18 protein-coding genes and 2 tRNA genes are annotated in these 17196 nt (G+C 33.2%); 6 read left to right on the top strand and 14 right to left on the bottom strand.

From position 1 onward, the window contains the following. Nucleotides 1-771 precede the first annotated feature (771 nt). The 3 genes from ASJ80_RS01730 to ASJ80_RS01715 all read right to left on the bottom strand — a co-directional run bounded on the left by ASJ80_RS01730 (nt 772) and on the right by ASJ80_RS01715 (nt 5348). On the bottom strand, nt 772-1116 hold the full coding sequence (locus tag ASJ80_RS01730; RefSeq protein ID WP_069583562.1) for a hypothetical protein: 345 nt from the start codon (nt 1114-1116) through the stop codon (nt 772-774). A gap of 1704 nt (nt 1117-2820) precedes the next feature. Continuing rightward, nucleotides 2821-4680: a glutamate synthase-related protein gene (locus ASJ80_RS01720; protein ID WP_069583560.1), complete on the bottom strand. Its 1860-nt coding sequence runs from the start codon at nt 4678-4680 to the stop codon at nt 2821-2823. Then, complete coding sequence (locus ASJ80_RS01715) at nt 4677-5348, bottom strand: GltB/FmdC/FwdC-like GXGXG domain-containing protein (RefSeq protein WP_069583559.1); 672 nt, start codon at nt 5346-5348, stop codon at nt 4677-4679. The genes ASJ80_RS01720 and ASJ80_RS01715 overlap by 4 nt, the downstream gene beginning before the upstream one ends. 155 nt (nt 5349-5503) lie before the next feature. Between ASJ80_RS01715 and ASJ80_RS01710 the strand changes: the two genes are divergently transcribed. From ASJ80_RS01710 to ASJ80_RS01700, 3 genes are all read left to right on the top strand, one after another. Next, on the top strand, nt 5504-6052 hold the full coding sequence (locus ASJ80_RS01710; protein ID WP_069583558.1) for an ArsR family transcriptional regulator: 549 nt from the start codon (nt 5504-5506) through the stop codon (nt 6050-6052). 368 nt (nt 6053-6420) lie between these two features. Further along, entirely contained in the window at nt 6421-6618 is a 198-nt protein-coding gene (locus ASJ80_RS01705; protein WP_069583557.1) for a hypothetical protein, read from the top strand. Between the two features lie 100 nt (nt 6619-6718). Further along, nucleotides 6719-7153 carry a hypothetical protein gene (locus ASJ80_RS01700; protein ID WP_069583556.1) on the top strand — a complete coding sequence of 145 codons (435 nt, stop codon included), beginning with the start codon at nt 6719-6721 and terminating at the stop codon, nt 7151-7153. A gap of 71 nt (nt 7154-7224) precedes the next feature. On the opposite strand, the gene ASJ80_RS01695 is transcribed toward ASJ80_RS01700, so the two are convergent. Genes ASJ80_RS01695 through ASJ80_RS01685 form a run of 3 tightly spaced genes read right to left on the bottom strand, consistent with a single transcriptional unit; the run spans nt 7225 to nt 8513 of the window. Beyond that, nucleotides 7225-7467 carry a hypothetical protein gene (locus tag ASJ80_RS01695; RefSeq protein WP_069583555.1) on the bottom strand — a complete coding sequence of 81 codons (243 nt, stop codon included), beginning with the start codon at nt 7465-7467 and terminating at the stop codon, nt 7225-7227. A gap of 3 nt (nt 7468-7470) precedes the next feature. Then, nucleotides 7471-8052 carry a DUF2953 domain-containing protein gene (locus ASJ80_RS01690; RefSeq protein ID WP_069583554.1) on the bottom strand — a complete coding sequence of 194 codons (582 nt, stop codon included), beginning with the start codon at nt 8050-8052 and terminating at the stop codon, nt 7471-7473. Nucleotides 8053-8102: 50 nt separating this feature from the next. Then, nucleotides 8103-8513, bottom strand: coding sequence for a GerW family sporulation protein (locus ASJ80_RS01685; RefSeq protein WP_069583553.1), 411 nt, complete (start codon nt 8511-8513; stop codon nt 8103-8105). A 336-nt stretch (nt 8514-8849) separates the two neighbouring features. On the opposite strand from ASJ80_RS01685, the gene ASJ80_RS01680 reads away from it, so the two are divergent. The 3 genes from ASJ80_RS01680 (at nt 8850) to ASJ80_RS01670 (ending at nt 9313) form a co-directional block, all read left to right on the top strand. Continuing rightward, a tRNA-Val gene (locus ASJ80_RS01680) sits at nt 8850-8921 on the top strand. A 3-nt stretch (nt 8922-8924) separates the two neighbouring features. Continuing rightward, a tRNA-Phe gene (locus ASJ80_RS01675) sits at nt 8925-8997 on the top strand. Nucleotides 8998-9121: 124 nt separating this feature from the next. Further along, nucleotides 9122-9313, top strand: coding sequence for an eL43 family ribosomal protein (locus ASJ80_RS01670; protein ID WP_069583552.1), 192 nt, complete (start codon nt 9122-9124; stop codon nt 9311-9313). Between the two features lie 96 nt (nt 9314-9409). On the opposite strand, the gene ASJ80_RS01665 is transcribed toward ASJ80_RS01670, so the two are convergent. The 8 genes from ASJ80_RS01665 to tes form a co-directional block, all read right to left on the bottom strand. Beyond that, nucleotides 9410-10159 (bottom strand): hypothetical protein, encoded by a 750-nt coding sequence (locus ASJ80_RS01665; RefSeq protein WP_069583551.1) that lies wholly within the window; start codon nt 10157-10159, stop codon nt 9410-9412. A gap of 403 nt (nt 10160-10562) precedes the next feature. Beyond that, nucleotides 10563-10685: a hypothetical protein gene (locus tag ASJ80_RS17590; protein WP_255360682.1), complete on the bottom strand. Its 123-nt coding sequence runs from the start codon at nt 10683-10685 to the stop codon at nt 10563-10565. Between the two features lie 311 nt (nt 10686-10996). Further along, nucleotides 10997-12277 carry a tRNA (N(6)-L-threonylcarbamoyladenosine(37)-C(2))-methylthiotransferase gene (locus tag ASJ80_RS01660; protein ID WP_069583550.1) on the bottom strand — a complete coding sequence of 427 codons (1281 nt, stop codon included), beginning with the start codon at nt 12275-12277 and terminating at the stop codon, nt 10997-10999. Between the two features lie 130 nt (nt 12278-12407). Continuing rightward, nucleotides 12408-13064, bottom strand: a complete 657-nt coding sequence (locus tag ASJ80_RS01655; protein WP_338036856.1) for a protein-L-isoaspartate O-methyltransferase — start codon at nt 13062-13064, stop codon at nt 12408-12410. Next, the gene (locus tag ASJ80_RS01650; RefSeq protein WP_069583549.1) at nt 13061-13660 is read right to left on the bottom strand and encodes an HVO_0476 family zinc finger protein; all 600 of its coding nucleotides are present in this window, start codon (nt 13658-13660) and stop codon (nt 13061-13063) included. The genes ASJ80_RS01655 and ASJ80_RS01650 overlap by 4 nt, the downstream gene beginning before the upstream one ends. 91 nt (nt 13661-13751) lie before the next feature. Then, nucleotides 13752-14243: a homoaconitase small subunit gene (hacB, locus tag ASJ80_RS01645; RefSeq protein WP_069583548.1), complete on the bottom strand. Its 492-nt coding sequence runs from the start codon at nt 14241-14243 to the stop codon at nt 13752-13754. A gap of 168 nt (nt 14244-14411) precedes the next feature. Continuing rightward, nucleotides 14412-15410 (bottom strand): beta-ribofuranosylaminobenzene 5'-phosphate synthase, encoded by a 999-nt coding sequence (locus tag ASJ80_RS01640; RefSeq protein ID WP_069583547.1) that lies wholly within the window; start codon nt 15408-15410, stop codon nt 14412-14414. A 204-nt stretch (nt 15411-15614) separates the two neighbouring features. Then, complete coding sequence (gene tes, locus ASJ80_RS01635; RefSeq protein ID WP_069583546.1) at nt 15615-17147, bottom strand: tetraether lipid synthase Tes; 1533 nt, start codon at nt 17145-17147, stop codon at nt 15615-15617. Between the last annotated feature and the right edge of the window lie 49 nt (nt 17148-17196).

Genomic DNA, 17196 nt, shown 5'->3' with positions numbered 1-17196 from the left:
TTTTATTATTAATAATTATTAATATCATATTTATGGTAGTAAAAAAATAAGAATAAAGTAAAGCCATTGAAATTGATAATTTTAGAGCCTCAAAACCTAAAATTTTACTTACAACTCTTTGATTTTCAGTTCTATGTTTGTTAATCTATTAAATGAGCTATTTTATGCCTAATTTTAAAAAAGAAGTAATATGCTCAAAAAATAATATATAGACCTATCTCTCCAACAGGTGCTGTTCTTATGTTTCAAAGAGAATATAACGAGAACCTAATCCGCAGCATTCCCTCAGAGATAGTTCTATTCAAATATAGAGTATGAAATAATCCAAATTATAATATTAAACCTAATATACTGCTTAATAAAGAGAAAATAGGACTTAATAAAGCTAATAAGCTCTCCAGCATAACTTTCACCCCCTCTTGAATCATTTATGGGATTTTACTTCCATGTACTAACAAATAAGGTTTGATTATTATTTATATAATTTTAAATTCATAGTTGCAGACTAATGCATAAACACAATAATGAACTAATGCAAAGATGAGCAGGTAATTTATTTACACTCAAAAATGCACATGTATACTCCTGCATACCATCACGAAAATGAAGTTATAAATAAGTGGAAGTTGGTATTAATATCTACCCCATACCCTTACTCATCTTGGACAATTACTTCTTACAGGTGTCCAAGATGAGTTAATCTATAAAAAAACAAATTAAACTATGAAATCATAAAAAGAGTAATAAGAATCAAAAAATTATAATAAATAACTATTGTCCGCAGTTATCTAACACCCAATCATCATGTAGCTCTTTCGTTTTCTTATATTTTATATTTTCTAATCCTTTTTGTAATCCATTCTGCAATTTAAAGCTTGCATTAAGATGATCTGCAATTAATTCCAATGCTAACTCTTCATCATCATTTTCTTCGTTAGATGTGTAACCAATAATAACAAATAGAGATTCATACCATGCTTTATATTCATCTGTATTTTCAAGAGCTTTTATTAAGTCTTTATCTATCCCATTTTCCTGATTTTCATTACTCATTTTTGTTTCTCCTTCCAATTTTCCATTTATGTAAGCACTTATATCAACAATTGATGTTACCAACCATTATAAATTAAATTATCTGTTTAAATCATCTAAAGCTCTTCTAAGATTCTAGTAAAAATTACTGTTATTTTAACTTTTAAATTCAAAAAAAGTTTAATTTTTTTGTTTTTTAAAGTATTAAGGAGAATTAGTGGTGAGATGAAGATTGTCAGCTCTTCCAGTAATTAATTACCAGATGTTTTGGCTGGCAATCTTTTTTCGTACTATATCTCTATATTATTAGAAAAGTACGAAACACCTATCGTTATAGCATGTTTATATCTACTTAACAAGTATTTAAACTTTTATATTATTATTAAGAATTAATTAACATTCAATTTGTTAAAATACATTTTATTAGTTGTTTTCAGTTACATCTTCAAAATTCAATGTTAGCTTATTAAATATTTTCAAAAAATTTAATTCTTGTGGGCTGAATTTTACAAAATAGCTTTTCAGCATTTAAAAATATTAATAAGAGAATTCAAAGATTTTAATCATACCGGCTATGACCCTAAAACATAAAAAAATAGCGCTCATGTTCACAAAAACCGTCGGTCTTCAAAAATCGGAGCCAACAAAAACTTTGTTTTTGTGACATGTGAAAAATCTATGATTTTTCACGGTTACGAATTTGCAAACATCAAAATTCTATGAATTTTAGAAAAATTTGATGAATTTTTCTAACCTTTCGGAAATCAGAGATTTCCGATGCCCCAAACGTTGCTCAAAATCTACGATTTTGGCGCAAGCAAAAACGGAGTTTTTGCATGCTTTGCGTTTGAGGGTCCCAAAAAAATTAAAAATTTTTTTGATGATTTTGACAGATTTTTGAAATTGAAAAAACGAAGCATACGAATCTTCGATTCGTGTTCCAAACCCTTCGGGTTTGAGAGTTTCTTGAATCGCGAAATCTAAGATTTTGCAGGCGACAAACACATCGTGTTTGTTAGCCGTCGGAAAATCGTAGAATTTCCGGGCAGCAAAATTCTATGAATTTTGCAAGCTGTCAAAATCTTTGATTTTGACGCGACAAACACATCGTGTTTGTTAGCTGTGATTTTTACATGTCCATTATCCTGTACAGCTTATACTTCATTAATATGTTGCTTAATTTAAGTTGAACCTGTTTTAAAAAATTCCATTTATTTAATCAAAAATTACATAATAACCTAAATGGTAATATTTGCACAATACTCCCACGAAAAATGGATTATAAATTATAAAAGTAATTATTATTTGTTAAATCTCAAATTAGCTTTGTATTCACTTCTTATCAAAATATTTTATTTTATAATATTGAATGCTACTACATATAATATTATACCTGCCTGATTAAATGGTTTAAAGGTGCAAATAACAGAAAGTAAAGTAGTACAATCCCAACAAGAGCATGAACTAACCAATTCTTTGGTTTTTCCAAATAATCTATCACTAGCCCCCCCCCCTTATCACTCCTATATTTTACTTATTTCTGGTATTAAGTCAAAATCAGCTTATGCAGTATGTATTATTTGCTCCATACCTTTATTTACCTGATAATATTTTAAGTTTTAATATTTTTACAGACACATGTACTGTTTACCTGCACAAAAACCAGTTTATTCTATTTCTAAGTTAATATATGCAATTAAATTATAATATTAATGTTAAAAATAGAATAAACCCTAAATTTATTTTCTTAACTTTTATTTAAACTAGAAAAATAAAAAAAATATAGGTTTATGTACCTATAAGTTTAATTCCAGTTATTTCTGCTATATTTGTATTCAATGCTCGTAGATCATCCATAGAGAAGTTGTGTATATCATTGTGACCTGCTAACTGCGCCAGCATTTTTGTTTCTTCAGTCATAGATTTTATGTAATTTCCAACCCTCTCTGCAGATAAATCAACGTTCATTCTTTCTCTTAAAATAGGATCTTGGGTTGCCACACCTACAGGACATTTTCCAGTATAGCACATACGGCATGCACGGCATCCTGCAGCGATCATTGCCCCTGTTCCAATGTATGCTGCATCAGCCCCCATAGCCATAGCTTTAGCCACATCAGCACCGCTTCTTATTCCTCCCGTAATTATAAGGTCTATTTCATCCTTCATTCCAATTTCTTTAAGGCCATTTACAGCTTGAACAAGTGAAGCAAGTGTGGGAACTCCAGTATGTTCAATAACTACTTCAGGGGCAGCACCAGTTCCTCCTTCCATTCCATCGACTGAAATGATATCTGCTCCAGCTTCTGCAGCAATTTTGACATCTTCATCAACTCTTCCAGGTCCGAGTTTAACTATTATTGGAACGCGCCAGTCTGTCACTTCTCTAATTAGTTCAATGTGTTTTGCAAGGTCCCCCTCTCGGGTCGCATCAAGAAATCTACATGGACTTAAAGCATCAGTTCCAATTGGTATGCCCCTTATCTGGGCTACTTCTGGGCTTACTTTTTCAGCAAGGAGATGACCTCCCATTCCAGGTTTGGCCCCTTGACCTATTTTCACTTCGATAGCATCACCCGCATTTAGATAATCAACTGAAACTCCAAATCTACCTGATGAATATTGAACAATTAGTTTATCTGCTTCTTCTCTCTCTTCAGGGAGCATTCCACCTTCTCCAGTGTTTGCACATGATCCTACAAGTGAAGTACCCTTAGCAAATGCCACTTTGCATTCTTTGCTTAGTGCACCAAAAGACATTCCTGCAATTAGGATAGGAGTATCTAAAACCAGAGGTTCTTCTGCATAACGAGTTCCAAGAACAACTCCTGTATTACAAGCCTCCCTATATTTATCTACAGGAGCAATAGATGCTTGAGCTGGGAGAATTACAATATCATCAAAATTAGGGAGGCTTCTTTCAGTTCCAAAACCTCGCAATACATATTTTCCAGCTTTAGAAGTGAATCTTATATCTGCAATGGTTCTGGGATCCCATATACTTCCAGCACCACTTGGTATCAAAACAGGACATGCTGCAAAACACGACCCGCACATTATACATCTAGATTTATCAATTTCTGCATGGTTATCAATTATTTGGATTGCATCTGTGGGGCAGACAATTTCACATGTTCCACAAAATACACAGAGTCCCTGTGTTGCATTAGCAAGATCTGATGATGAATAAGGAGTTAATGAAGATTTAGTTGAGTTCCCATTCATTTCAAACCCTTTTTGGACTCCTGCAGCTACATCTTTTACATCTACTGCTTTTAAACATTTAGACTCGCATGCATCAACACATACTGGTCTTCCACCATTAGAAGCGGTGCACTGCTGTTCACATTTTAACATCATGTTCTCAGTGTAAGTTATACTCCCAATAGGGCACATTAATACGCACAACCTGCATCCTATACATTTATCTTGGTCAATTTTTACAACACCATTTTCACGGTATATAGCGTCCCTAAAACAGCCCTTAATACAGGAAGGATTAATACACTGTTGACAGACAATAGCTTGGTATCCCTCGGTCATTTTATGCAAAAATAATCCACTTCCCCCGTTAACTTTAGAACACGCTTCTACACATTCATTGCACCCATCACAGTTTTCAGGATTGGTTAAAAGAATTTGCTTCATTTTTCATCACCGTAAAATGGTCTTAATCTTTTTGGCTCTATTTTAATAAAATTACCAATATCTGCATCTATTTTATAAATATCAAAAATTTCTTTGAGTTTTTGCCTGTCATCATCACTCATTTCACGAATTTCAGCATTTGTACCAGTATTATAAGTTCCTCCAACATATATCGAGCCCCCGATCATCCAGTCACCGGTGTCGATACCTGTGCTGCCTGTTATAATTATATCCCCACTTAACATGTACAGGCCTGCCAGATTTCCGATGTCTCCATCAATAACAATTAACCCCCCTTTATTTAATTGCCCTATACCATCACCTGCACTTCCATAGACTACAACTGTGCCTTCATAAGTTCCAAAGCCTACACCATCTTCAGCCGAGCCATTAACAATTATCTCACCGCCAGTCATGTTGTTACCAACATATCGTCCCACATTGCCTTCAATCTCTATTTTAGCACCGTTATTAAGTGCTCCTACGAAATCGCCGACATCACCTTTTAAAGTTATACTAACTCCATCTCCAAGCCCAACTGCTATGGAGTCCAATTTTTTAGGCATTTCAATTGTTAGAAAATGTCTCTCATCGGCTATTTCATTTTTAATCTCCACATTTACATGACGTGTGGATATTTCACCTTCAGATGTTATCACATTAGTCATATTATTCCCTCAATCATTCTTTATTTAAAATAAATTAGGAACTTAAATAAACCTTCTCATGCATATAACATGTATGGTTGACCAGTCTACAATTGAATGAGACTAAGTAACATAATTAAAATACCTAAAATTATTAGTTAATTACAGGTGAAAGAATGAGAACCCTAATTACAAACCTCAAGGGCCAGTGCTTGTTTAATGCATCAATGAAAACACAAGCTGAAGGCGTGATCATTTTAAGTGGAAAACATCGCAGAAGAACTGAATTAGATAAATTCATTAAAGGCGGTGAAATTAAAATTGAAACTGAAAATCCTGTAGAAATATGTAAGGAGATATCTGAAGTTATAAATGCAGCTAAAAAGCATGGTGAAATATTTGTTGCATATGGAGGGGACGATCTGGGTTCTTTACTCAATTTTGTGGCTAATAAAGAAGGAATAAACGCAATTTTCAGCTGCCATAATGAGAAAGTCATAAGAATTCCCCTTTTAAAACTGGATGTATCAAAGACAAGACAAAAAATTCTGGAAGTTTTAGCTAATGAAGATCTAAGTGCAGCTGAAATCGGGAAAAGTGTAAATATATCACGTGCAATGGTATACAAACATTTAGCAGGACTTATGGATAGAGGTTTAGTTAAAAAATCAAGATTATTTGAAAAATACTCCATAACTCAAGCTGGAAGAATCGTAATTATTTAATAGATCTATATTTCTCTATTTTTACCAGTATTTGCCCAACTTAAAGATAAAATACTAACTTTACATTTGATAAATTCACCAAATTTTCCCTTATTTTAATTTAAATTTTTTACATATTTTTATAAAAAGCTAATTATTTTAAACAATGTTCAGAAATAATGGCAATTGTCTGAGCAATAGGGGGATCTTTAAGGAAAAAATTGAAAAATATTTATATACTAGTTCTGACACTTTATTATTGTATAGAAAATATTGGCATATGATGTACATATTTCAACAAAACAGAGGATCCAATAAAAAAAATATGAAATGAATTATATGATCTGAAAATTTTGAGATAAGTACACATACTCAAAACAGGTGGTATAATGGATGAAATGAAGGATGAAATCATTAAAATGAGATATATGATTCTTGTAAAGAAGGGGATTGTAGATAAAAAATATGAATCATACCAGAATATATCTAAAATTGTAAAGGAATACGAGAACCAGTTTATTCCAGGAACAGTCTTGTTAAGCGAGAAAGCCGGTTATAAATTACGTATTGAGTATCCCATGGAATGATAAGAGGTCATACATCTGTTATTGATTTTAAAACCATTAAAAATTGTAAATCTGCTGTAGCATTTGTTAATTTTTACAGATTAAATTTCAGGAGTATTTAATGAGGGGCATTAATATGTGCATGAGATCCAGCAGCATAAAAAAAGGTGAACTTCCGCGAAATATAACTAAATCTTTAGTGGATACATTACAAAAGGAAGGCTACCTTGTAAAACAAAACTTTGAATATCCTAATAAAATTTCAAGCAATTTTGATGTTAAATATCCTAGCTACACATTAGATATATTCGCAGTTAAAAGAAATGATATAATGGTAATTAAATATGAAAACTGCTCAGATGTTTTATCTAACAAACATAAGAAGCTTTGGAAAGCATTATCTTCTAAACCTGGAGTAAATTTTCACATATTAGTTCCATCTTACTGCAGCGAAAAAGCTCAGTTAAAAAGCAGGATGTTAAATGTTCCAGTAAAGATTTTATGCCTGAATGATTGGAAAGATTCATTTGAATCCAGTTTAAGAAATTCTAAATAAACATGCCCAAAACAGGAACAGTAATTAAAATAATAAAAACACCAAATACATTCATTACGAAAAACTTTACATTATATCATCTTTAAAAGTTCATTCTGGTTAATTTTTTCATCATTTAAAGAAATAACATATTTTTTTCCATTTTCTTCAATTACAAATGCAACTGGAATTATCCATGATCCAACAATAGTCATCTTATTATCCTTTAAAATGGAAACTTTAACTATAGGATGGAGAATTTTACCTTGCACCTCAATAGATTTACCAACGATAGTATCAACATCAAAATTCTCTGCAAAGTTAGTTTTAACCATTGTTTAACCTCTAGTTTCTCTTAATTCTTTTAAAAGTGCCCTTACAGGTTTCTTGGTGAAAGCCCTTATAAGTTCAACCACTATCCAAAAAAGCCGGATTTTTATTTTTAAAGTTGCATCTGCTTCTATTTTCTCATTTAAAAAATCAGGTTCCAGTGATATGTAAGCGTTAGGAATTAGATTTAACAAAGAGGATGCAGCCCAGAAATAACCGCTGACTGTAGCAGTGTCAGCAGGATCTCCCAATCCTAAAATTAAATTTAAAGAAAATATTTCAAAAGATGTGGATTTTAAAAAGCTGTTAAATACCCTCTCAAGATAAGGCCATGATTCTACCAAAAGAGACAAAATTTTTGGAATACGGCTTATTTCAAATTTAGTTTCCTTTTCATTTTCTTTCTTTGGCGCTTGTTTTTCTGAAGGGATCTCTCTCTGGATTAATTTTATTTTCATCCAGGTTAATCTAAAAGTCCCTGTGATCTTAAAACCAGTATTGTATATATTCAGGTATATATGAAATGGAACCACCAAAATTCCAGTTACAATTATTAAAATAATCAGGATTATGGCGGTCGCTATGAGCATTAAATTCACTCTTTAAAATTCCTAATTACAAAAAATAAGTAGAAAAGATTTTATTCACTTTCTTCCTTTTCTTCTTTCTTTTTCTCCCTCATCTCTTTTACAGTTTCTTTACCTTCTTTCATAAGGTCTATTACTGCAGGCATTGCTTCAGATACTGCTCTACCCATTGGGCTAGGCTTGGTTAGATGCATAACTCTAACGCTTTCAGGACCTGTCATACCTTTAAAGACAACTACCATAGCTATTGGTTCAATACCAGCTCCACCACCAGCACCGCTGCCTTTTCCACTTTGATCTTTAAGTGCACTGCCTTCAGCGCTTGCAGCACCAAATGCCATTCCAAATTTTGTAACTGGAATAATTATTTTATCCTCAGTCTCTATTGTCTCACCAATCACATTTTCAGTTGCCAAGACTTTTAAAAGCTCATCTACTGTAGTTTTTATCGGCTCCACGTCCATATTCCAACCCTCCCCGGGATTTTTATATATAATAAGTTGTTTTACTAATATTTATAATTAATGTATGCTTTTTTACTTAAATAATCCAAAAATAATTCCCAATATTCAGTATATAACAGATATTATGTTTTAATCTGTAAATTGCATAAATTAAAATTTTAAAAAATATAATGTATAAACACATAGGATAGACAGCAAATAATTTAAGCCAGTTTAACAAGAAATGGTTAAAAAGTCGGAATAATTTGATTTATTTTACTGTTTCACAAAAAAATTCCATTGAAAAAGGGAAAAGGTTATATAGGAATACAACTATATTCAAGTTAGACGCACTCCGGGCCGGTGGTCTAGGGGTATGATACCTCCCTGACACGGAGGTGATCACGAGTTCGAATCTCGTCCGGCCCATTTGCCGTGGTAGTTCAGTTGGGAGAACGCCAGACTGAAGATCTGGATGTCGCTGGTTCAAGTCCGGCCCACGGCACTCAAATTATTTTAACTAACTATTTTTAAATCATTACAACAATTTTCTTCCAAATCTACTGTTTTTAAATCATATTTAAAAAGACTTAATATGTTAAAAAGTAATATCATTTTGGAGGAAAATCATGACAAAGAAAAATTTGTGTCCGCGATGTGGTTCCAAAAAAATGAAATGGCATGACCCCCAACTAGGGATCTGGGAATGTGGAAGCTGCGGATATCGGGGTTCTGTAGTCGTAGAAGACAGCAGTGTGCAAAAAAAGGTTAAAGAAGCTAAAAAAATGGAACGGCTCTCCTGGAAACGGCAGCTCAAGTAGTTTTATATTATAAACACGAAACTTTTCTCAATTGTAATATTGGTTGTTTTAAAAATTAAATAACTTCAAATTATTATTTTTTCACATTAACTGATTTTATTTATCCATTTGCCTCCTGACAAATATCCCCATCGCTCCCCCAACAGCTGTCAGTGCCCCAAATACAATGATTCCTATAAAAATTATTAAAACCCCTCCAAGAAGCCCAATAACTACTGAAGAAATAAGACCTACTAAAAAACCATTGACAAGCCCATCCACATAGTCTCTACTTCGGCTCACATAAGCAGTTAAAACTCCAGAAACTATTGCCAAGAGCAGTCCCAATATCATAGCAATAAAAAATGCAACTGAAAAACTAGAATAATATGAGGAATACCCATATGAATAGCTACTTACAATTGAGAAAAATAAAATCGATCCCAATATAACCATACTTATTACAAAAAATCCAGTTCCTGCAAGGACTACTAACCAGTTTATCCTTTCAAATAAGTCCTTTGGCTCATTAAAATCATTAATATAATTTTTTTCTTTTCTAGATGTCCTGCGTGATAATTTTTCCAATTCTTTAGATTCTTGAAAATTTTTAATATTACTGACAGCTTTACCGCCTTTCACCGCGATTAGTCTTCCACCACAACTAGAACAAAATATGCCGTTTTTATTTTCCTTCATGCAGTTTGAACAGATGAGCTTAGGCTTATCCCTCTTTTCCAGCTCTCCAATAACTTGTTCACTATAACTCAGTTTACCTCCGCATTGACAGCCGTTAAAATCATCAAAAGATTCCCCTTCTTCAAGCTCGTAGTATCCACCGCATTTTTCGCAAATCAAGTATCCCATAAAATCACTACTGAATATTTCATTAAAATAATATTTTATTATTTGCCATAACAGATAAATAAAACCCCAAAAATAAGGGATTTTTGGGGATTTTGAGTGAGAAATATATGGAATAAAAATTAAAGGATACATAATACATTTTTAAGAAAGGAAATTATGTTTAATTGTTTAAAAATCGAATTTTTAAATTTTAATTAGAACGCAAACTGCAATTAAACCATTTAAAACTGCTAAAAGTTTACAAAAGGAGAATATAATCCGTAAATAATGCAAAGCATGCGAAAATTAAACTATTGATTTATTGAAGATCCATTACTTCAATTCTCCAGTTTTTCAGATTCTCAGTTTTCACATTGGAATAATTTCCAGGCCCAGATTCTATTTTAGCATAATCAGACCATTTCTATCCTTTAAAAGTTCTGCACTGGCGGCATTGATAAAATGAAAACCCATTATTTGATGAAATATCAACATTTATTGAACCCGTAATTGATGAAGAGTCCGTTTTAGCACTTATTATCAGCATAAAATTTTCCCCTTTAATTTCAAATTGAGGAATGTTCTGATTTCCATATTTTTAAAATTTGCTACACTAACCTTATTTTTTGAACATGTAGAGGTAGTATCTACACAACCTGCAGTCAAAATAACTAAAAATAAAATAAAAATAGCGCAAAAATATCTCTTCATAACCCACCTGCAAATTCTACAATATTAGATTATAACTCTTTAAAAAAAATAGGTTAAACACTTTAATGAATGTTCTCATTTATAAATTTAAACTGAATCATGTTTAAATACTTAAATCATATAAAAACATGATTCAGCAGCTAAAAATTAGTTATCATAAATAGTTCCCTTTAAATAGGTACTCGTAACTTCATCTATCTTTACCTTAACAAAAGTACCAATTTCACCGTTTTCTATGACTACATGCTTGTAAGAATCTGTCCTTCCAATGTAACCGCCCTTACTACCTTTTTCTGTTATTAAAATTTCATAAACTTTTCCGATTTCTGCAAGGTTGTTCTGGTAAAGTATCTTTGATTTAAGATCATTCAGTGCTTTAGACCTTTTTTTCATAATGTTATGATCTATTTCAGGCATTGAAGATGATATAGCCTTTGGCCTGTGCCTGTATTTCGAAATATGAATAAAATTTGGCTTAATATCTCCAATTAACTTTAAGGTGTCTTCAAAGTCTTCATCAGTTTCTGTTGGATAGCCCACTATTATATCTGTAGCTATAGAAATCTCGGGTATTTTTTCCCTGACTTTTGATATTATATCTTTATACTGTACAACTGTGTGATCACGACCCATATGATTTAATACAGGGTCGCTGCCGCTTTGAATAGGGATATGCATGAAGTTATAGACATTTTTATGCATAAAAACCTCGATTAACTCATCTAGATCTCTCATCATGCTCTTTGGGTGCATCATTCCAACTCTTAACCTGAAATCACCAGGAATCGTAGTTATCTCTTTTATAAGTTCCGAAAGTTTTCCTCCAGTATCCATCCCATATGCAGCTGTATCTTGAGCCGTGAGTTGAATTTCAACACATCCATCCTCTACTGCGCTTTCAATCTCTTTCTTTATATCTTCAACTGGATAGCTCTGGAGTTTTCCCCTTGCAAACCTTGTACAGCAGTAAGTGCATCTTCCAACACATCCCTCACATATTTGAGATATATGTACAAATGGATTGAAACGTATCTTTAGAAGGCCTGCCTTTATGTCATCACTATGACCTGTAATCCTTGAAGTTTTATCATTCATGCATGACTTCACAACATCTATAGTCGATTTAATTTGACGCGGTCCAATCCATCCAGCAGAAGGTGCAGCTTTTTTAAGTTTATCTGGATCAATTTCCACCATACATCCAGAAATTATCAACTTTTTATCTGGAAACTGCTCCTGAACCTTCTTAATCCTGTTTATAACCTTCTGTTCTGTCGGCTGTTTAACATAACATGTGTTAAGTATGATCACGTCTGCATCTTCCATCTTTGAAACTAGCTGGGCATTGTCTTCCTGCAGAAGCCCAGCCATTATCTGTGAGTCACCCTGATTAAATGTACAACCAAATGTATCAATATAAACTTTCATTTTATCGACCTGATCCTGTGTAAAAATATAAATTGAACTGTGTGATCTAATCTAAAATTAGCTATAAATATATTATTTTAACTAAAAATTAGCTGGATAGTATGATCTCTTTAAAAGTAATATCTCGAACCTATTCAGGCCAGCCATGTTTCCCAATCATCGGAACAAAAGCAACTCCACCCAGTGATTTCTCTTTGAATTCAGTTTCGGATTTCTTAACAATACAGATAAGATCCTGGAAATATGCCTGTTCTCCAACTGGAACTAAGAGCCTTCCACCAACCTTAAGCTGTTCTTTAAGGGGTTCAGGAACATATGGGGCACTTGCAGTCCCATAAATCCGATCGTATGGCGCTTCTTTTTCATATCCAAGTGTCCCATCACCAATTATCACTGTTACATTTTCATCGTAGCCAGTTCTTTTAAGGTTCTCTTCAGCCAGTTTTGCAAGATATTCTATCCTTTCTATGCTGTAAACATGGCCTTTTTTGCCCATGGCCTCTGAAATAACAGCTGCATTGTATCCAAAACCAGTCCCAATCTCTAAAACTTTCATATCCCCTTCAAGTTGAAGTCTCTCACATATCATTGCCACCATATGCGGTGCCGAGATTGTTTGGCCCTTTCCTATGGGTAAAGGTTGATCGACGTAAGCATAAGACTTATTTTCCTCAGGTAAAAATTCTTCTCTTGGAACTTTTTCCATAGCATGCATTACATTTTCTGATTTTATGTATCCGAATTCTGAAAGTCTCTTAACAAGTTCCTTTCTCTCATCTATCATCATACTATATTAGGACTTAAATCATAATTATATCTTACGAATTCTTCTAAAGGTCTTCCATAAACTCTTTTAGTCACATATGCCTTTGCAAAACCTTTCCTAAGTTTTCGTTCAATTGTTTTTATGGAATTTATTTTAAAAATTAAATTTCCCATTTTGACTATATCTCCAACAGTGAATTCAAAATCCCTATCAACATCAACCTTTTTTGAGGTAATTCTGCCACCGAAATCCACTGAAATACCAACTCTTGCAGGCATGTCCATTGAAGATGCCCAAATAGTTTCTATATCGGACACAGGACTTCTATAAACCCTTGCACTAGTTTTTATTTCAATTGAGTTTACTGCAACTTCTTTTCCATCGAGGTCTAAGATATCATCTACCATCAGTACTTCATCGGGATAAAGTTTTACGAAATCTTTTTTAGATTTTTCGAACTCGCTTATAACAATTCTGACATCTACTGGTTTTTCTCGTATTATAGTTTCCCTATAAATGTTACCGCATTCTTCACACTTCAAAAGAAGCTCTTTTGAGTGCTTGCCTTTTGATTTTAAAATTTCATATGATTCAGATTCACATACAGGACATTTCATTTACTTTCCTCAAATTTTTAATAAATTTATATTCAATACTATGTACTCTATTCCGTATATACTAAAAATAAAATTTTATTTAAACAAAACCCTATTCTTCCTTGAGTTTAAGGTAATGATTAACTAATCCGCCGTCTTTCAAAATATCAAGCATGAATTTTTTAAATGGCTCAATTTTAAATGTTTCATTTGTTGACTGATTTTCTATAATGCCTTTTTCCATGTCTATTTTTAAAATATCTCCTTTTTCGGCATTTATATCGGCCACAATAACAGGTAATCCAATATTTATTGCATTCCTGTAAAAAATTCTTGCAAATGATTTTGCAACTATTGCTGAAACACCTGCGTGTTTTATAGCTACTGGAGCTTGTTCTCTTGATGAGCCACATCCAAAGTTCCAGTCAGCAACTATGATATCGCCCTTTTGGACATTTCCTGAAAAATCAGGGTCTACACCTTCCATTACGTGTGCTGCCAGATCATCCAGGCTGAAAGTTCTCAGATATCTTCCAGGAATTATCACATCAGTATCTACATTATCTCCAAATTTCCAGACTTTTCCTTCTATTTTTTCATTCATATGAATCAGTGATGAGTTTTTAAAGAATTTTGATTAATTTAGCGATGTCAATATTATCATTTAGTTTTTATATAAATGATTGTTAACTAATAGTTCAACACAATAGTATTGTATAAACAGGCTATGTTAAAATTTTCACTTTGATTATTCCTTGAATTTTGAACATCATCAAAATTCTTTTTTCAGCGTAGCACCGCTATTTTTAGCTTCAGTAACAATAACTTTTCCGCCAATCTCATTCATAGTACTCTGAGCTACTTTTGATATATCTTTTGTGTTTGTATCAGTTACCGCATAAATAGTAGGGCCAAATGAACTCATTCCAACCCCCGCTGCACCTGCATTTCTGAGATTTTGAGCTATTTCATTAATTACAGAATCTTGAAACCCAACTTCTATTTTTTTAAATCCAGTATTCTGGATTTCATTAACTGCAGAGCCAAAAGAGTCTAAATCTTCTTCCACTAAAGAAGGCATCATTTTCATTAATATCAAATGAGATAATTTCTGTACTTCGTCCAGCTTAATTGGACAGTACCCCTGGAAAATATTTACCTCATTTTGACCTGATGCACCTGCAGGGACATTTGGAATTGCAAGTACTACTTTCCAATCCTTTGGAAAATCATATCTTGCTATTAAAGGTGCAGGGCGTGCATTAGATGCTGATGATGGTAAAAAATCAGGTTTTTCATCCACCTTATGCCCGCCATCAATAATAAATCCGCCATGATCGAAGGCCCTGACTCCAATACCTGAAGTCCCACCTCTTCCAACGATTTTTGCTATTTGCCAAGCATCCATATCACGATCATTAAGATTTAATATAAGCTTTGCAACTGCAAGGGATAGTTGAGTACCTGAGCCCAGTCCAGAATGTGTAGGATAAGCTGTTTTAACCTCAAATTTAAATCCAGAGTCAATTTTCAGGAAATCAGTTATTTTCTTAACTGTATTTTCGATTTTTCTCCCATAATCTGCCATTATTTTTTCATTCAATTTATGGGATTCCTTAAAAAATATATCGATACCCTCATCTTGATATTTTGCTTCAAGAACAAGTTTAGGTTTTTTGATGGTAAGTCCTACACCGCCATCAACTCTTCCAATAGTTCCATTAAGGTCTATTAAAGTCATGTGTAGCCTTGATGGAGTTTCTATAATCATTTAAACGACCTGCTATTTGGTTTATTCCAGACTTTCAAAGAAATGGTACTTTGTACTGTTTTTGTTATATTTTTTGTTAAATTATTAATAGTTGATCTCTTGTTTAATTCTGCATATTAATAGTTTTCTGAACTTCCAGAAAATAAGTCTACAAAAGAGAATTAGAAATAGTTATTTTAATTCCGAGTAACAATTTAACTCAATTTAGGTTTTATTTGAAGGTAAATCAGATTTTCCTTCTAATCTCTCACCAGTTATATTCCCTTTCTCAAATGGAATCGCAAACTTCTTCTCTATTTCCTCTCTGTGAACAGCGTTCATAGAACAGAACGGTATTATTCTTCCATCTGGAACTGCATAGTGTATTACACACCTTTTTACCCTATCCTGATCGAAGTTCCATGGGTCCATGAAGTGCATGCATCCAATAAGAAGTGTTTTATGGTGGAAATCCCCAAGAGCGCTGTAAGATCTCTCTTTAAATACTGAAGTCAGTATAGATCGGATGTCAACTGTACTTGGTGATTTTGACATATCTACTGTTCTTGGAAGTTCAAGTGTAGCCCTAGCTACTGTTTTTGCTTTTCCAGTTAATCCGCCGTCTTTTATGTCTTCGGCACTTTTTGAAAGTAATTTAAAGAATTTATCCACATCTACAAATTGTGTAATTGGGATAATTTCGCCATCATCAATAAAAACATAGGTAGCAGCACCGCAGTGAGGGTGACAGGTAAATATAACCTGCTCTTCGCCTTCAATAGCTTCTATAAATTCTGAAATTGGAGTAACGCATGATGCAGGATGGAAATCTTCAACTTTAATCTTGGAATCAGTCTGTTTTTCCACCAATTTTTCAAAATCAGGGATTGTTACACGCTGCTCTTCCACTTCATCTGCCGGAGTTCTACCTGCAAATGATACAGGCTGGAAGTTTACTCCCCTTATTATATCGATGTTTTCAACTGCAAATTTTATTATATCACCAATCTGGTGGTCATTTATTCCTTTTACAATTGTAGGAACCAACACTATACCTAAATCTACTGATCTACAGTTTTCTATTGCCTTAAGTTTGGTTGCAAGTAAGTCCTTGTTCCTTGTCTTAAGATATGGTTCTTCTGTAACTCCATCAAATTGAAGATAAACAGTGTTTAAACCAGCTTCTTTGAGTTCCTTTGCAAGTTTGGGATTTCTCGCAAGCCTTAATCCATTTGTAGCTATCTGAGTATGTCTAAATCCTTCTTCTTTTGCAAGCTTAATCAGTTCAACCAGATCTTTTCTTACAGTTGGTTCTCCACCCGCGTATTGAATTGCAGGCGCCGGAACTGGTTTATTAGATCTTAACGTTTGAAGCATGCCCCTTATTTCTTCATAAGTCGGTTCATATAAACGGTTTGAAACTGCGGCATTTGCAAAACATATAGGACATTTTAAATTACACCGGTTTGTCACATCAATAAGACCTAAAATAGTTTGACTTTCATGATCCTTACAAATTCCACAATTCATAGGACATTCTTTTTCAGATGAAGTTTGAGGGTTAACTATTCCATTACCCTTGTGATCACTCTCTGAAGCTTTTAGGTAGAGTTCATCACTACCCCAATAAGTACTATCAAAAATACCATGCTCTTTGCATTCTTTTTTTATCATAATTTTGTCGTTGTCTTCATAAACTTCAGCATCTACCACTGAAAGACATTGAGGACATAGACTTTTGGTTTTCTTTATAACCATCATCTCACCATAGATATATTTATAAATAACATAATTATTATCTTGCTTT

This window comes from Methanobacterium bryantii (genome assembly GCF_002287175.1).
Taxonomy (GTDB): domain Archaea; phylum Methanobacteriota; class Methanobacteria; order Methanobacteriales; family Methanobacteriaceae; genus Methanobacterium_D; species Methanobacterium_D bryantii.
Note: the sequence above shows the minus strand (reverse complement) of the source record. Positions and strands in the feature narration are given on the sequence as shown.

What these genes read in the sequence shown, in the direction of transcription:
- ASJ80_RS01685 (WP_069583553.1), bottom strand. Translation starts at nt 8,513, where the DNA reads ATGGACGTGGAGCCGATAAAAACTACAGTAGATGAGCTTTTAAAAGTC.
- ASJ80_RS01715 (WP_069583559.1), bottom strand. Translation starts at nt 5,348, where the DNA reads ATGACTAATGTGATAACATCTGAAGGTGAAATATCCACACGTCATGTA.
- ASJ80_RS01640 (WP_069583547.1), bottom strand. Translation starts at nt 15,410, where the DNA reads ATGATTATAGAAACTCCATCAAGGCTACACATGACTTTAATAGACCTT.
- ASJ80_RS01660 (WP_069583550.1), bottom strand. Translation starts at nt 12,277, where the DNA reads ATGAAAGTTTATATTGATACATTTGGTTGTACATTTAATCAGGGTGAC.
- ASJ80_RS17590 (WP_255360682.1), bottom strand. Translation starts at nt 10,685, where the DNA reads ATGCTGATAATAAGTGCTAAAACGGACTCTTCATCAATTACGGGTTCA.
- tes (WP_069583546.1), bottom strand. Translation starts at nt 17,147, where the DNA reads ATGGTTATAAAGAAAACCAAAAGTCTATGTCCTCAATGTCTTTCAGTG.
- hacB (WP_069583548.1), bottom strand. Translation starts at nt 14,243, where the DNA reads ATGAATGAAAAAATAGAAGGAAAAGTCTGGAAATTTGGAGATAATGTA.
- ASJ80_RS01655 (WP_338036856.1), bottom strand. Translation starts at nt 13,064, where the DNA reads ATGATGATAGATGAGAGAAAGGAACTTGTTAAGAGACTTTCAGAATTC.
- ASJ80_RS01665 (WP_069583551.1), bottom strand. Translation starts at nt 10,159, where the DNA reads ATGGGATACTTGATTTGCGAAAAATGCGGTGGATACTACGAGCTTGAA.
- ASJ80_RS01650 (WP_069583549.1), bottom strand. Translation starts at nt 13,660, where the DNA reads ATGAAATGTCCTGTATGTGAATCTGAATCATATGAAATTTTAAAATCA.
- ASJ80_RS01690 (WP_069583554.1), bottom strand. Translation starts at nt 8,052, where the DNA reads ATGCTCATAGCGACCGCCATAATCCTGATTATTTTAATAATTGTAACT.
- ASJ80_RS01670 (WP_069583552.1), top strand. Translation starts at nt 9,122, where the DNA reads ATGACAAAGAAAAATTTGTGTCCGCGATGTGGTTCCAAAAAAATGAAA.
- ASJ80_RS01695 (WP_069583555.1), bottom strand. Translation starts at nt 7,467, where the DNA reads ATGGTTAAAACTAACTTTGCAGAGAATTTTGATGTTGATACTATCGTT.
- ASJ80_RS01705 (WP_069583557.1), top strand. Translation starts at nt 6,421, where the DNA reads ATGGATGAAATGAAGGATGAAATCATTAAAATGAGATATATGATTCTT.
- ASJ80_RS01710 (WP_069583558.1), top strand. Translation starts at nt 5,504, where the DNA reads ATGAGAACCCTAATTACAAACCTCAAGGGCCAGTGCTTGTTTAATGCA.
- ASJ80_RS01700 (WP_069583556.1), top strand. Translation starts at nt 6,719, where the DNA reads ATGAGGGGCATTAATATGTGCATGAGATCCAGCAGCATAAAAAAAGGT.
- ASJ80_RS01720 (WP_069583560.1), bottom strand. Translation starts at nt 4,680, where the DNA reads ATGAAGCAAATTCTTTTAACCAATCCTGAAAACTGTGATGGGTGCAAT.